Raw genomic sequence first — 15142 nt, forward strand, 5'->3', positions numbered from 1 at the left:
ACAACTGGTAGCCAGTAATTATCAACAAAATACTAACTCACAAAATTAATGTTGCCAAGTACATCTAATTATTTGCTCAAAAATGGTCGCGTACCCGCGTCTCTTCTAGAGATGAAATCGCTCGCGCCCTCAGCTTCTACTGTGGCGACAACGGGGAGTGAGAACAATTTTTGTTTGGTGGATTTGGAAATTGCAGCAGGGGCGATCGCCCAAATCATCCCAGCAGGTACAAAACCTGTATCCTCCTCTGAAAATATCCCGGTTGTAGATTTGCAGGGCGACTTAATCTGGCCTTGTTTTGTGGATATGCACACCCATTTAGACAAAGGCCACATTTGGGAACGATCGCCCAATCCCGATGGAACTTTTGCCAGCGCGATCGAAGCAGTGTGCGCTGATGCCCAAAAAAACTGGAATGCAGAGGATGTTTACCGGCGAATGGAGTTTGGCATAAAGTGCAGCTACGCCCACGGAACCAAGGCCATCCGCACTCACATCGACAGCGCGGGCGAACAGGGAACCGTTAGTTTAGAAGTATTTGAAGCGCTGCAAGCCGAATGGGGCGATCGGCTGATCTTACAAGCAGCTTCCTTGGTTTCCCTCGACTATTACCTGACACCCGCAGGCGAAAAATTAGCCGATCGCATTGCCCAAATTAGCGGCATTCTCGGCGGCGTCGCCTACATGAATCCCGATTTAGACAAACAACTCGATCGAGTTTTTGCCTTAGCCAAAGAACGAAATTTAAACCTCGACTTCCACACCGACGAAAACGACGATCCAGATTCAGTAACATTGCGGGAAGTCGCAAAAACCGCCATCCGCCATAAATTTGGGGGTCAAATAATCTGCGGACACTGCTGTAGTTTAGCCGTACAACCGTCAGATTTAGTAACAGAAACTCTGGAATTAGTCAAGGAAGCAAATATTGGCATTGTCAGCTTGCCGATGTGCAACCTTTACCTGCAAGACCGAGAATCTCAGCATACACCGCGCTGGCGGGGAGTGACACTGCTGCACGAACTCAAAGCAGCAGGAATTCCCGTTGCAGTTGCTAGCGATAATTGTCGCGATCCGTTTTACGGATTTGGCGACCATGATGTTTTGGAAGTTTTTAATATGGCAGTCCGCATCGCTCATTTAGATAGACCTTATGGAGACTGGCCCTGTGCAGTTACAAAGACTCCAGCCGATTTAATGGGATTGCCGAATTTAGGACGAATTGCAGTGGGTTTACCTGCTGATTTAATTTTGTTTAAGGCGCGGAATTTCAGCGAATTGTTATCTAGATCGCAGGGAGATCGCACAGTTTTGCGGCAGGGCATTAAAATTGATACAACTTTGCCCGATTACCGTGAACTCGATGATTTATTAGCAACTTAAATCTGACATCCTGCATCAATCTCAAGAACAGACAAGATGCCTGTTCCACAAAAGATGAATTTTCTTTCTACTCGTTACTAGGCTCTGCCTGGTAACGTATATCTGGAGGCTCTGCCTCTAATTTTCCTGGCCGTAATGCGAGGCAGAGCCTCTCAATCTCGGTTTCCAGGCAGAGCCTAGGAACCAGTTAATTTTTAGGTAAGCTGTGCAGTGCCTAAGCTACATTTAGATGTTCTACACAACTATTATTATTGTCAATTTGCGACTAATTTGATATAAATATAAAAGCTAATTTTATTGAGGATGTTTTAAGTGAAAGCAGTTATTTTATTGTCGGGAGGGCTGGATTCCTCAACAGTTTTGTATCAAGCCAAAGCCGACGGCTGCGAGTGTTACGCTATTTCCTTTGACTACAAGCAAAGGCATCGGCGGGAGTTGGAATCAGCAAGGGCGATCGCACTTGCTGCAGGCGTTAAGGCACATCAGATAGTAAACTTTGACTTAACACTGTGGGGCGGTTCGGCACTGACGGATAATGAGATGGAATTGCCGATCGATCGCAATCTTGCAGAAATGTCCCAAAACATCCCAATTACCTACGTTCCTGCTAGAAATACGATCTTTCTCAGCTTTGCCCTCGCCTACGCAGAAACTCTAGAAGCCGATCGCATTTACATCGGTGTCAACGCTTTAGATTATTCTGGATATCCCGACTGCCGCCTCGATTACATCCAAGCCATGCAGGAAGTATTTCGGTTAGGAACAAAGCAGGGTCGAGAAGGAAATGCTATTAATATTATCACACCTTTGATCGAACTTAAAAAGACAGAAATTATTCAATTAGGCAACAAATTAGGAGTACCTTGGGAGCAAACTTGGTCTTGCTACGCAGGCGGGGAAAATGCCTGCGGTGTTTGCGATTCTTGTCGGTTGCGGCTGGCGGCTTTTGAGGAATTGGAATTAAAAGATCCGGTGCCTTATGCTTAAACAGTATTCCGACTCGGCGGTTGAAAGCGTTCCTCCATAAACTCTCGTCCCTCTCTAAGAGACTAAAGAATAAACGGGGTTGCTAACTCAGATTTGGTATAAAAAGTTGCGCTATTTCGATCGCCATTTTCATCAAAATCTTAATGAGACAATTTTGCCACACTACTCAACCCGCTATTCTTTCGCCCTTTCCCCACAATTTCCCCATCGGCTGCTGCAATTTCATCTAAAGCTCGATCGCCCGCAGCGTCTTCCAACAAGTGAATTTGAAGTTGATCCAACCGCGGCCCGGACACAGAAACAACCGTAAGTTCCACATTTTCGCCCCGCCAAACTTCCCCAGCAGCAGGCATTCTTTGCAACTGATAACTCAGAAAACCTCCGATTGTCTGATATTCGTCAGTTACTGGCAAATCCAAATTCAATATTTGATTCACATCATCTAAATTTAACTGCGCTTGCACTAAATAAGTGCGATCGTCCAATACTTGCAAAGCAATTTCTTTGCTGTCGGGCGACTCGTAGCTGCGGCCGATAATTTCGGCTATCAAATCCCTCAGCGTGACTAACCCGGAAATGCCGCCAAATTCATCGACTACGATCGCAATTTCTTCCGACGAACTCTGCATCAAAGGCAGCAGTTCCCCCAGCAGCATCATCTCCGGCACAAACCTCACCGAATCCATCCAAGTTACAATTGGCGTGTCGGGAGATAGCAAACCTTCAGCTAGGGGTTTCGCAAGTTGTTTGAAGCCAATAATGCCGATAATGTCGTCTAAAGAATCTCCCGTCACGGGATAGCGGGAATGGTGAGAAATAGCCATTTCGTCGAGCAAAGTTTGAAAGGTTGCTGTCTTGGGAAGTGCAACAATGCTAGGCCTCGGCACCATTACTTCTTCTACCCAAACTTCGCCAAATTCAAACACGTTGTTGAGCAATTCTCGCTTTTCTGCTTCCAAGCCGCTGGATTCGCTGGAAGTAGCTATAATTAGTTGCAGTTCTTCGGGAGTAACCGGGCGATGCCTTAGATCGTATTCGATGCCCGCAAACCGCAAGAGCGATCGAGTAGATTGATTGAGAAACGACACAAAGGGATTGAACAAACGGGCAATCAATAAACTCGGAGGCCCTAAACTTCTGGCTAGCTGTTCGGAATACAGTAACGCTACAGATTTGGGAAAGAGTTCGCCGAGTACGATTTGCAGGTAAGCTAGCAACAAAAAAGTTACTATTGGTATGCTAAAAGAATGAGCGATCGCCGACTTGATGTAAATTGGCAGCGGCAAATAGCCGATCGACATTCGGACTAGCACGGCAATCGTACTTTCCCCAATCCAGCCGAGAGCTAAACTAGAAAGAGTGATTCCCAACTGCATTGTCGAGAGCAATCGCTCAATACTTTGCTGCAAAGATTGCACAGTTAAAGCTGCAACGTCGCCAGCTTCCACTAACTGATTGATGCGCGATCGGCGTACCGTCACCATCGAAAACTCAGCCGCCACAAAAAAAGCATTAATCGCAATCAGCAACAGCACTGACAGCAACCGCGACAGCACCTCTGTCGAACTCATCGCGGGTAAATCAGATATCTCCTGCACTCTCGCCCCTAAAAGTGACACAATGCTCCCTAAAAAAACTTTCTCGATCAAACCTGAGAATCCGTCTGCAGGTTTGGTCTTCTTTTATTTTACTTCGCCACTGGAATGCCAGATATTTGCAACTGAAGTTTTTGACCTGGATAATCTGTCAGCGTCAGTGAAACTTCTTTAGCATTTTCCAGCAAAGCTGTGGGAATACTCACCGTACCGTAATACACCTGCCCGTTGGGGGGCAGTTCCGAGGGCAAATCCTCGGCAGTCGCGCTCAGGGCCCGGCCACGATCGTCAGTGACGTTCAAGAAACTGTAGAGAAACCTCACAGCTTGCGATCCTTCATTTTTCATGCTCACGTCTAGCAGCATGGAATTGTTGCGCTGACTGGCCGCGCTCACTTCCAGAGTTATTCCCCCGTCGCGACTGTTCAGAGGAAACTTGGCGCTAGCATTTTGTGCAGCGGGTTTTTTGGCTGCGGCTGGTTTAGAGCTTGCCTTCTCTGTTTTAGTATTTGCCCCGGCCGTTTTTTCTGGATCGCGACCTTCTACCCGTGCTTTGACGGTTGTGAGAATGTCTTTTTCTTTCAAAATGCTCACTTGGTCTTTGCTAGCCGTCTTTCCAGGCTTGCCACTGCCAGCATTGTTGCTGGGACGAACATCGGGTTGAGTCGTTCCTTGCAAGGCTTCGCGACCTATAGTAAATCCCCAAACAGAACTCGTCACGCCTGCTCCAAACATCAGAGCGAGCAGAATTAGAGTCAGCACTACCGTCGAATTCACTGCCATTGCCTATAAGTTTATGCCGAGTCCTAGAAACTGCTTTGTCCGGTCGATCGGCTCCAGCACATTGGCTAACAGGCGATCGGGACTCAGCAGATCTAAGAATTTTGATTTTTGTTCTCTAGTTCTAGCACGGACTGAGAAATTATGTTATAATTCATTTTGAGTTAGATCAAAGAAATAGATTTAACGGCAGTTGGCCGAGCGGTTTAGGCAGCGAACTCATAATTCGCCCCAGGCAGGTTCAACTCCTGCACTGCCGATTTAAAATTAATCATGACGCTCCGCGCTCTGGCTAAAAACCAGGTTTCTTCCCAGATACCAGTCCTGGACGGATGGGGGCCAGAAACCCGGTTTATACGAAAAATTTGCGACCAGAAACGAAAAATATCCGAATAAACCTGGTTTGTGAGGTCGCAAGTGCGATCGCCAACTAGAAAATTGGTTGAGCGCGAGATCCTGAGCTCGCATTCCACTCGAAAAATTATTATTCTGATGCCAAGGTCAACGATATTAAGCCTTAATCAATTCCACATTATATCTGCTCGCTTCTGAGATGGCGGGCGCTGCGCGGGGACGATCGTACTGCACTCCAAAAATTATTATTCCGATGCCAAGGTCAAGGATATCAACCCTTAATTAACTCCACTCCGTCGCGCCCGTCGATCTCTTGAACGTAAACCTTAACTTGTTCTTCCTTTGCAGTCGGCAACTTTTTACCCGTAAAATCCGGCTGAATCGGTACTTCTCGGTGGCCACGATCAACTAATACCGCCAACCAAATTTTCTCCGGCCGCCCGTAATCGTTGACCGCATTCAAAGCCGCTCGACTCGTTCTGCCTTTATATATAACGTCATCTACCAACACCACGGTTTTGCCCGTCAAATCGAAAGGAATTTCTGTTTTAGCCGGTGTCCGCATCGCAACTCGATCCAAGTCATCTCGGTAAAAGGTAATATCCAAAGCGCCCACGGGTACTTTGACTTGTTCGAGAACTTCAATTTGATCGGCCAAAATTTGAGCTAAAGGCACTCCTCTACTATGAATGCCCAACAGCACTAACTCCGAGGGATTCCCTGATTTTTCGACAATCTGGGAAGCGACGCGGGTGAGAGTGCGCCTCACTTCATCAGGCGATAAAATTTGGATAATTTTAGTCATTGGTTGCTGCGAGCTAATTGTTGGCTGTTGGCATATCGAACAATTTGAGATTTGAGATTTGAGATTTGAGATTGACTTGACAGATGAATCTGGGGGTTTGAACAAAGGTCAAAACTTTTTTTGCTGCTGTAGGTGGCTGATCTGTGTCTTCTGCAGGACTTACCCCGAACGGATGAAAAGCAGATGCTGCGATTGCTTAGCCGAAGGCGAACAATGACAGAAATACGTTATTTATGTCTCCTGGACTGTTCTAGTGAGGTCATAAGTTAGCGGCTCAAACCTAATAAGGTATAAAAAAGCAATGATAGTCCCAACCAAATCAGAAAGCAATACCGAGTTAATTGCAATGCTTGGCAAATTAGCGGCGCTGAGATCGGGTGAACCGGCTCGCCTAACAGCGGTTTGTGTTTGAGAACTCCGCGATAGGAATTAGTACCTCCTAGTTGTACTCCCAAGATGGCGGCGTAAACGCACTCGCTCCAACCGGAATTGGGACTGGCATCTTTAACAGCATCTCTCTGACAAATCTGCCAAATGTAAATCGGTTTGCCAGATATAACGGCTAAAGTAATCACTGTTAGCCGGCAAGGAATCCACGTCAGCACGTCTTCTAGTTTGGCGCTAAACCATCCTAAATCTGTGTATGGCGCTTCTTTGTAGCCGATCGTAGAATCTAATGTGCTGGCTGCTTTGTAAGCGATCGCCAAGGGGACTATAGCACTCGCCCACATCGAGTTAGGATCGATCGGGGCAGCGGTAACACTTAATAATAGATGCGGCAGAGCGAACCCAAGTAAGGCATAAAATAGCGGTGCTGTCACGCCATCGACTGCATTCTCTGTTACAGTTTCTAACAATGCTCGCAGAATTTCTGGCTCGGATAAGTTTTCGGTATCCCGGCCTACGTAAAGGCTCAACCTTTCTCGCGCCTTGACTAAATCTCCAACATTTAAAGGTGCTAGCACATCCTCCGCAGCCGCCCTCAAACTGCGGCATGCAAAACAGCTTGCCAGCAAAATGGTCTGTATGGCAATACCTAAAAGAGGATGCACCCAACTAGCAGCTTGGACGATCGACCAACTGACAGTATAACTGCCTACAATCAGCCCGATCGCTAGTATTGTACCAGCACATCGTAGCAGCAGTTTGTGCCGGTCGCCAGCGGGACGGTCCTCTGCTTCAGGCATTTTGCCTACGGGATTATTCCATATATTAAAGACAAGTCGAGTATAGCGGTCGATCGCCCAACCCATCGCCTGCACGGGATGTGGCCAACCCCAAGGATCGCCGATCGAATAATCCAACACCGCAGCTAAAATCAAAACAGGAAATTCATCCGGCATCATTATATATTTTGTCAAACTTGATAGTCCGTCCGACCAGGAGCGATCGTCCGGGTAGCGCAGGTTTTAACTGCTGCTACCTTTGGGGACTTTAATTTTTTAGCAGCAATTTTAACTGCTGAGATTACTTTCGTCGCGCAGCAAGTGTACGTTCTCCTCCCAATTAACACCGTCAAAGGGTAGAATCTCAAAGTGTTTGATGGCATCGTCGTCAAGACAGCGGACGTTGACATCGAATTGATCGGGATGCGATCGGGGGCGATAGAACGAGTGAATGCCGCAAATTCCGCAGAAAGTATGTTGAGCAGTTCCTGTATTAAATGTATAGGTGGTCAAAACATCTTGGCCACTGAGCAAGGTAAAACGTTCCGGCGGCACAATGAGGTGCAAAAATCCCTTCTTTTTGCAGATAGAGCAGTTGCAATCTGATGCTTCGTGTTTGTCAACGGCGACACGGAAGCGGACAGCTCCGCAGTGACAGCCGCCAAAGTAAGTAACAAGTGTTGCGTCCATGTGTGATTGCTGGCGATCGAATGAATGAACTTACCATTTAAATGATAAAGCTAGTTTCTTCCCCAAGAGCCGCTTGCCAACTGCGGACATCATAGTATAAGTCTTCGAGGGAAATACTGTACAGCGCTTCGGCAAGTTTTTTGTGCAATCGGTTCCACAAACTGAATGTTACCCAGTCCTCTGCTTGCGTCGCGTCGGGGAAATGTCGAGGTAAAGGTTCAATAGTTTCACCTACAGCCTCTAAGATTTGTCCTAAAGAGATTTGAGCGGGCATGCGGGCTAATTGATATCCTCCTTGGGAACCCCGAACAGATTGGACTAAACCGGCTCGTCGCATTTCAATCAGCAATTTTTCTAGATACGGAGCAGGTAACTCCTGTCGCTTCGCTATCGATTTCACCGATGTCGGGCCATAGCGAGGTTGCAAACTTAGATCCAGTAATGCTTTGACACTGTAGTGTCCGCGTGTGGTTAACTTCATGGGATTTTAAGAGCGGGGCAAATATTTAGCTAGCTGATAGCTGATAGCTTATGCTACCGAGTTTAGAGATTGCTCGCACCGGCTGCAGCTACTCCTCAAGAAAGACTGCAGGTTATTAAAAATATTTAGATAATAGTGGTTAACAATTGAGCCGATCGGTGTAATATGGTTTTACGACCAGCTATAAAGCTAAAGTTTCTTGGTCAAACCAAAAACCAACCGAGAAAAAATCCGTACACCAGTTGAATATTTCAGGACTCAGTAAATGGCTAAAAAGAAAAATATCGAACCCCTTGAAGGCGAAGATCTGATCAAAAAGGTCAAAGACCTAGAGAACCTTACCAAGGAAGAAAAAGCTAGAGCCTGTGGCTACTACACCGTTACCAAGAACGGCGTAGAACGGGTCAACATGATGAAATTCCTGAATGCGCTGATTGATGCAGAAGGCATTCAGCTAGACGGGAAGCAAAACGGCAATGGACGCGGCGGACGCTCTGCCAGCTATCGGATTAGCGTTCAATCTAACGGCAACTTACTGATTGGAGCTGCCTACACCAAACAGATGGAACTCCAGCCAGGAGATGAATTTGAAATCTCTCTGGGACGCAAGCACATTCACCTGCGCCAAATTGATCGAGAAGAAGAAGAAGTAGCCTAGGCCTTTACGACTTGCTTTGACTTCTTGCTTGAACAGGTTGGTTTGACTTCAAGCATTGACTGCAAGCAGAGAATTGGCTCTGAAATCTTTCTGTGAGCCTCAAACAGTATGGCTTCTATAGATGGCAATGGCTGGACAAAAGCCACTGCCACTACTTTATATTTTCCGAGAATACCTATTCTAGCCCCTCGCTATATCCGTGTGGACAAGCGGGGGATTTTCCGCGTAGCTGTTAAAGAGAAGTTCTGCCGCCGATTGTGTACGGGATTTAACGGATGTAATGGATGTAATGGATGGATGTTCTGCCACCAATTGTGTACGGGATTTAACGGATGTAATTGATGAACCGAAGAGGTTTGAGGGAAGAATTAGGTTTGGTTGAGCTAGGAAACCCACCAAAGCAAGAAAATGGCAGAGGTATTCTCAGCTAAGAGTGCGTCATACCAGTTGAAAAAAAGAAAGAATGCAACTGTAGCGAAGCTCGAAAGCACGAGCTTGATCATCATTCATTCCCAATTATTTAACCTAAAATCTAAAATCTAAAATTTTATGTGTCTGTGTGGGAGGTGTTTTGAGGGCAAGGAAACACCTCGATCGCCCCTCAGTGAAATTACAGGCTGGAACAGTTAAAGTGTTAGGGAGCAATTAGTCATCAGCCTATGCCGTTGCCCCGATTCGCGAGTAAAACTTCTCAACACCAACCAAAAATCTCCCTGCGTCGCCTTCTAGTGGCCTCTTTTGTGCTGCAAATCGTCGCAGGAGTGGGGATTGTCGGGTATCTGTCCTTTCGCAACGGAGACAAAGCAGTCGAAGAGCTCGCCGAGAAATTGATCGCGGAGACGGGAAAGAGAGTTGAAGAAAAGCTGATTTCTTTTCTCGAACATACCCAGTGGGTAAATCAACTTAACGCTGAAGCGATCGAGCGCGGTGAATTAAACTTACAGTTAGAAAAGTCACAGCCTCGGGGAGAGAAGTTCCTCTGGCAGCAAATGCGATCTTTTAAAAGCATTCAATGGATATCCTTCGGTGCTGAAAAATCAGGAGAATATCTCGGCATTTGGCGCAACCCCACGCATAACAGCTTGCAAATTGTCGCGGCGAACAAGTCTAGCAACTTTCACAGCATTTACTACGCTACAGACGGCAACGGCACTCGCACCGCTAAATTAAAGGCAGAACCCAGAACCTACGATGCCCGTCTCCGCCCCTGGTACAAGGAAGCTGTCGCAGCTAATAAACCGATTTGGACGAGCATTTATCCGGGTTTTACTCCTGGGACTGTTTTTATTGCTGCCAGCCAACCGATTCGCGATCGAAATGGTAAATTGCTGGGAGTTAGTGCCGTAGACTTTTCGCTCTCGGATCTTCAGCAATATCTCCATCGCATCAAGCTTAGCAAAACGGGACAAATTTTCGCGATCGAACGATCGGGCTTGCTGGTTGCCAGTTCGAGTCAAGAATCACCCTTTAGAAAGATGTCTGGAAAGCCGCAACTGCAGCGGGTGAATGTTTTAGACAGCCAAACTCCTGTCATTCGCACTGCAGCTAAATATTTGTACGAAAACTTCGGGGGCTTTGGCGACATTCAGCAGCGGCAGCAACTGCAATTTAGCCGAGACGGGGAGGAATATTTTGTGGAAGTGCTGCCCTTTTCTGATGTTTACGGTTTGAACTGGCTGATTGCGATCGCAGTTCCCGAATCAGATTTCATGGGGCAAATTAACAAAAATACGCGCACTACAATTTTACTTTGTTGGGCGGCGCTGCTGCTATCGACAATTGCTGGAGTGCTGACAGCTAGGTGGGTAACGCTGCCGCTGCTGCGGCTCAACGAAGCAGCTAAAGATATTGCCGTCAGAGAGTTCGATCGCCCTGTTGCTGTCAGTAGGCTTGAGGAAGTCGGCGAATTAGCGCACTCTTTCAACGAGATGGCAGCTCAACTGAAACAGTCTTTTCAAGCTTTGGCAGAAAGTGAAGAAAAATTTGCCAAGCTGGTAGAAAATTTGCCTGTTGGAGTCTCGGCGATGACTCCGGGTGGTGCATTTATTTTCATCAATTCGGCGGGAGAGCAGATATTGGGCAGGGGAGAAATGCCCGATGCCACCGCAGCAGAGCTAGCAGAAGCTTATCAAATTTATATAGCAGGCACTAATCAACTATACCCGGTCGAGCAAATGCCGTTTGTGCGGGCGTTGAGTGGCTTGGAGGTGATTGCTGAAGATGTGGATATTCGCCGAGACGGGAAAAATATTCGTTTGGAAGTGCGAGCGCTGCCGGTGTTTGACGGTGCGGGGAATATCCTTTATGTTCTTACTGTTTTTAAAGATATTACGGCTCGCAAACAGGCAGAGCAAATATTGGCTGACTACAACCGTACCCTCGAAATTGAAGTAGTCGATCGCACGATCGAGCTAGCCTCGATCAATGCCCGCTTGCAGCTCGAAATTGAGGAGCGCAGGCAAGCTGAAAAAATTATCCGTCAAGAGCGCGACTTTAACTTAAAGATTATCGAAAATTCTCCGATTTTTTTTGTGGCGATCGACTCTGAGGGTAAAATCCTGCTGGCGAATAACAGTATGCTGGAAGCTGTGGGCTATACTGCCACAGAAGTTGCAGGCAAAGATTACTTAGCGACATTTGTACCCCCAAGCGATCGAGCCGGATTACATTCGATTTTTACGGGCGTAACAGCGCGGGAGCAAACGGTTAACGAACATCGCATTCTCACTTCGGACGATCGGACTTTGTTAGTCGAGTGGCACGGCACACCGGTGCTAGACGAAGGTGGCCGCCTGGATTTTTTGTTTGGATTTGGGATTGATATTGGCGAGCGCAAACAAGCACAATTAGCCTTGCAAAAAAGCGAAGCTCTGTTTCACAAATTAGCGAACACTGTTCCCGGAGAACTTTACATATTCGTGCAGCATCCCGACGGCTCAGTCAAGATGGAATATATCAGTCCTCTATGCCGAGAAATTCAAGAATTAGAGCCGGAGGAAATCCAGAACAACTCTGCTTTACTCTACGAACAAATACACCCGGACGATCGATCCAGTCACTTCCAGGCAATTGTCAAAAGTGCCACTGATCTCGAACCATTTTCCCACGAGTGGCGGATTGTGACAGCATCGGGAAAACTCAAATGGCTGCAAGGTTATTCTCGACCAGAATTGCGCGAAAATGGAGATATTGTCTGGCACGGCATAATCATTGATACGAGCGATCGCAAACAAGCAGAACAAGAACTCCAACAAGCCAAAGAAGCCGCAGAAGCTGCCAACAAAACTAAAAGCCTTTTTCTCGCCAACATGAGCCACGAATTGCGAACCCCCCTCAACGCCATTCTCGGCTTCGCTCAATTAATGGAACCCAGCGCTAATTTAACTTTGTCGGAGAAAGAAAATATCAAAATTATTCGTCGCAGCGGAGAACACCTGCTTCAACTGATCAATCAAGTCTTAGACTTATCTAAAATAGAAGGTAGGCGGATGGCACTCAACGCCAAAATTTTTGACTTGTACCGCTTGCTGGGGGACGTGCAAAATATGTTTCAAATTACGGCAAAAAATAAAGGATTGCAAGTAATTATTGACTGCTCTTCCGATGTTCCCCAATACGTGCAAACTGATGAGGTTAAGTTGCGACAAGTGTTGATAAATCTATTAGATAATGCGGTTAAATTTACCCAGTATGGTTCAGTTTTAATCACCGTAGGCTCCAAGCAAGAAGGAATCATTAAGCCTGCCGAAAACGAATTTTTAAATAGTGGAGAACCTCAACGAACTCTTTTTATAGGTTTTGAAATAGCCGATACAGGAGTTGGTATTTTCCCGGAAAAATTAGAAAGCATATTTGAATTATTGGTGCAAACTTCATCAGAAAAGAAAGTTCAAACAGGTACGGGTTTAGGATTAAACATCAGCCGCGAGTTCATAAGATTAATGGGGGGCGACATTACTGTCGAGAGCGAAGTGGGACACGGGACAGTCTTCAAGTTTGACATTCAAGTTGTTACCGCAGCGGGTGCTGGTGAAGTCATCAATAAATATGTTGAAGTCAATGATTTATCGCAAAGTTCAAGAATGGTACAAGAAAAAATATCTGATAGTGCTGCAATATTTACGCTGGACTCCAAGCCGAAAGTTCCCCCAGAATGGACGAGCAATCTAAAACAGGCAGTCCGTGAGGCTGACTTCGACTTGATTGCCACAACAATTGAGGAAATCGGCAGCGATAATGATGTTTTTGCGGAAGTTATGATGAATCATCTATATAATTTTGATTATCAAAAAATACTAGATTTGATTGATGAAATTGAGCGTTAGGGGGCGCAATGTGCATCTTCTCCTATAAATTTGCTGAGTTATCGGGTGTGGGTACGCTCACCTTATATCAAATCTGTTAGCATCGGAATTATTCCTATCTCTCTTCTCGACATCTGCGTGAATCTCCGTCAATCTCTTGTCATCTGCGGTACGATAAATTCTCTTTTTTGACCGCAGATACAGGCAGATTAACACAGATTAACGCAGATGAATTAGATGGATTTCGGTTGTACAGTCCGTGGTTGACTGTTGACTGGATGTTACTATTCCGATGCTGCCGGAATTGATATTACCTATAAAGTTGCTGTAGAAAGCATCTCTGCATAGGTACTCCCAGAACAGTTATTTTAGAGACCGCCCCAATAGTCATGAGGTGGCAAAACATCCTCGCTCACAGGTCAATACACTTTGATAATTATTATGCTTGATTTGCTGCTAATAATTTAGTGTTTGACTTGACTTTTGTGAAGCTAGAGTTAACCCCCCCGATCGCCCTTTTGGTAAGGAGAAATCGAGGGGGTTTAACTATTATTTGTCAAGTATCTGAGAAGATCAAGCAGGGTTCGCTTCGGCTCGTCTTTGTAGCAGGCGGGCAATTTCAGCTTTTTCTACAAGTCCGACGAGGACACCGTTTTCGCGAATGACGGGGAGTTCTTGTACTTTTAGCTGTTCCAGAAGGGTGACGACTTCGAGGAGGGATAATTCTGGTTTGACGGTGGTGGAAAATTCGATCGGCTTCAGGAGTTCTTTGACTAAAACTTGGGGCCAAGTTCCGGTAGGAATGGTTTTGAGGTCATCAAGGTCGATCGCACCTACCAATTGTCCGGCATCATCTGTTGCCAGGAACCTGCGCCAGGTTTGAGTGCTACCGATCACGTAGTTGTTGGCAAATTCTCTGAGGGACAAGTCTTGGGAGACGATCGGACTTTCGGGGGTCACAGCATCTGCCGCTGTCAGGCCTGCCAGTTGATTTTGGACTGTGGCATATTGGGCAGATTGACCGGCATTTTGCAGTAAGAACCAACCGATTACTAGATTCCAAATATTGCCGAATACGCCTGTAGCAATGGCAATCCAACCAATTATTTGACCGACGCGGCTAGCAAAAATTACACCTTTGTAAGGGTTGCCAGTAATTTTCCAGACGATCGCTTTGAGGATGTTGCCGCCGTCGAGGGGCAAACCGGGAATTAAGTTAAATAAGGCTAGAACTAAGTTGATGGAAGCTAAAAGTCCGACGATGGCGGCTGCGGGTCCTGTGAGACCAGCACCGATGCCGATCGCTGTTAACAAACCGGATAACAATAAGCTGACCAACGGGCCTGCAATTGCTACCCAAAATGCTTCTGCGGGGGTTTTAGATTCTCTTTCCAAATTAGCCAGTCCGCCAAACAGAAATAGCGAAATTGATTTCACGCCAATTCCCTGTTTAATGGCTACCCAACTGTGTCCTAATTCGTGGGCTAAGACCGAAGCAAATAACAGTAACGCTGTCAAGAATCCCAGCATCCAGGGCGCTACGGGGCCCAATGTGGGAAACAGGGCAGCTAATGCGCCGCCGTACTGCCAGGTTACTAAACCCAGAACTAAAAACCAAGATGCGTTGACAAAGAAGGGAATCCCAAACAGGTTGCCGACGCGAAATGTACCGTTCATAATGGCTACCTCTGATTTTACGAATGAGAGGTTTTTCTCTCTGTCTCCTTATCGTAACGAAAGGTAACGGCGATGTTAATGCTTCAATTAGGGTGTTATCCGTCTGTGAAGGTTCGGTTTGCGGAATAATTACCGCCGACTGCGGTTTGACCCGCTAGGGGTTAAAAATCCTTATCTCAAAACGGAAGTTCTTGCTATGAGGCTTGAGGAGGATATCTGTTTTAGTTTTCTGTTTTAGTTTTCTGTCGGTTTTAACTCAAATC

Annotated in this window: 11 protein-coding genes and 1 tRNA gene; 5 read left to right on the forward strand and 7 right to left on the reverse strand. The window is 46.3% G+C overall.

Translation table 11 applies throughout. The features are described from left to right. Positions 1 to 48: 48 nt before the first annotated feature. Both QUA25_RS21575 and queC read left to right on the forward strand, forming a co-directional pair. A complete protein-coding gene (locus tag QUA25_RS21575; RefSeq protein ID WP_333041187.1) occupies positions 49 to 1383 on the forward strand; it encodes a cytosine deaminase in 1335 nt (444 codons plus the stop codon). A 312-nt stretch (positions 1384 to 1695) separates the two neighbouring features. Next, complete coding sequence (queC, locus tag QUA25_RS21580; RefSeq protein WP_333041188.1) at positions 1696 to 2370, forward strand: 7-cyano-7-deazaguanine synthase QueC; 675 nt, start codon at positions 1696 to 1698, stop codon at positions 2368 to 2370. Positions 2371 to 2510: 140 nt separating this feature from the next. Here the strand turns inward: queC and QUA25_RS21585 are convergent, their stop codons facing one another. Both QUA25_RS21585 and QUA25_RS21590 read right to left on the reverse strand, forming a co-directional pair. Further along, positions 2511 to 3989, reverse strand: coding sequence for a hemolysin family protein (locus QUA25_RS21585; protein WP_333041189.1), 1479 nt, complete (start codon positions 3987 to 3989; stop codon positions 2511 to 2513). 68 nt (positions 3990 to 4057) lie between these two features. Next, positions 4058 to 4747, reverse strand: coding sequence for a hypothetical protein (locus QUA25_RS21590; RefSeq protein WP_333041190.1), 690 nt, complete (start codon positions 4745 to 4747; stop codon positions 4058 to 4060). A gap of 184 nt (positions 4748 to 4931) precedes the next feature. Between QUA25_RS21590 and QUA25_RS21595 the strand changes: the two genes are divergently transcribed. Beyond that, positions 4932 to 5004, forward strand: a tRNA-Ile gene (locus QUA25_RS21595). Between the two features lie 365 nt (positions 5005 to 5369). Here QUA25_RS21595 and pyrR read toward each other — a convergent pair. From pyrR to QUA25_RS21615, 4 genes are all read right to left on the reverse strand, one after another. Beyond that, the gene (pyrR, locus tag QUA25_RS21600) at positions 5370 to 5903 is read right to left on the reverse strand and encodes a bifunctional pyr operon transcriptional regulator/uracil phosphoribosyltransferase PyrR (protein WP_333041191.1); all 534 of its coding nucleotides are present in this window, start codon (positions 5901 to 5903) and stop codon (positions 5370 to 5372) included. Between the two features lie 266 nt (positions 5904 to 6169). Continuing rightward, a complete protein-coding gene (gene cbiB / locus QUA25_RS21605) occupies positions 6170 to 7249 on the reverse strand; it encodes an adenosylcobinamide-phosphate synthase CbiB (RefSeq protein ID WP_333041205.1) in 1080 nt (359 codons plus the stop codon). Between the two features lie 108 nt (positions 7250 to 7357). Continuing rightward, on the reverse strand, positions 7358 to 7759 hold the full coding sequence (locus QUA25_RS21610) for a GFA family protein (protein WP_333041192.1): 402 nt from the start codon (positions 7757 to 7759) through the stop codon (positions 7358 to 7360). Between the two features lie 37 nt (positions 7760 to 7796). Beyond that, positions 7797 to 8240, reverse strand: a complete 444-nt coding sequence (locus QUA25_RS21615) for an Rrf2 family transcriptional regulator (protein WP_333041193.1) — start codon at positions 8238 to 8240, stop codon at positions 7797 to 7799. A gap of 265 nt (positions 8241 to 8505) precedes the next feature. Here QUA25_RS21615 and QUA25_RS21620 point away from each other — a divergent pair, with 265 nt between their 5' ends. Both QUA25_RS21620 and QUA25_RS21625 read left to right on the forward strand, forming a co-directional pair. Next, positions 8506 to 8898: an AbrB family transcriptional regulator gene (locus tag QUA25_RS21620; protein ID WP_333041194.1), complete on the forward strand. Its 393-nt coding sequence runs from the start codon at positions 8506 to 8508 to the stop codon at positions 8896 to 8898. Positions 8899 to 9557: 659 nt separating this feature from the next. Further along, positions 9558 to 13223, forward strand: a complete 3666-nt coding sequence (locus QUA25_RS21625) for a PAS domain S-box protein (RefSeq protein WP_333041195.1) — start codon at positions 9558 to 9560, stop codon at positions 13221 to 13223. A 552-nt stretch (positions 13224 to 13775) separates the two neighbouring features. On the opposite strand, the gene QUA25_RS21630 is transcribed toward QUA25_RS21625, so the two are convergent. Further along, complete coding sequence (locus QUA25_RS21630; RefSeq protein WP_333041196.1) at positions 13776 to 14879, reverse strand: site-2 protease family protein; 1104 nt, start codon at positions 14877 to 14879, stop codon at positions 13776 to 13778. Between the last annotated feature and the right edge of the window lie 263 nt (positions 14880 to 15142).

The sequence above is a fragment of the Microcoleus sp. Pol17C6 genome, from assembly GCF_036701145.1.
In the GTDB taxonomy this organism is placed as follows: Bacteria; Cyanobacteriota; Cyanobacteriia; order Cyanobacteriales; family Microcoleaceae; genus Microcoleus.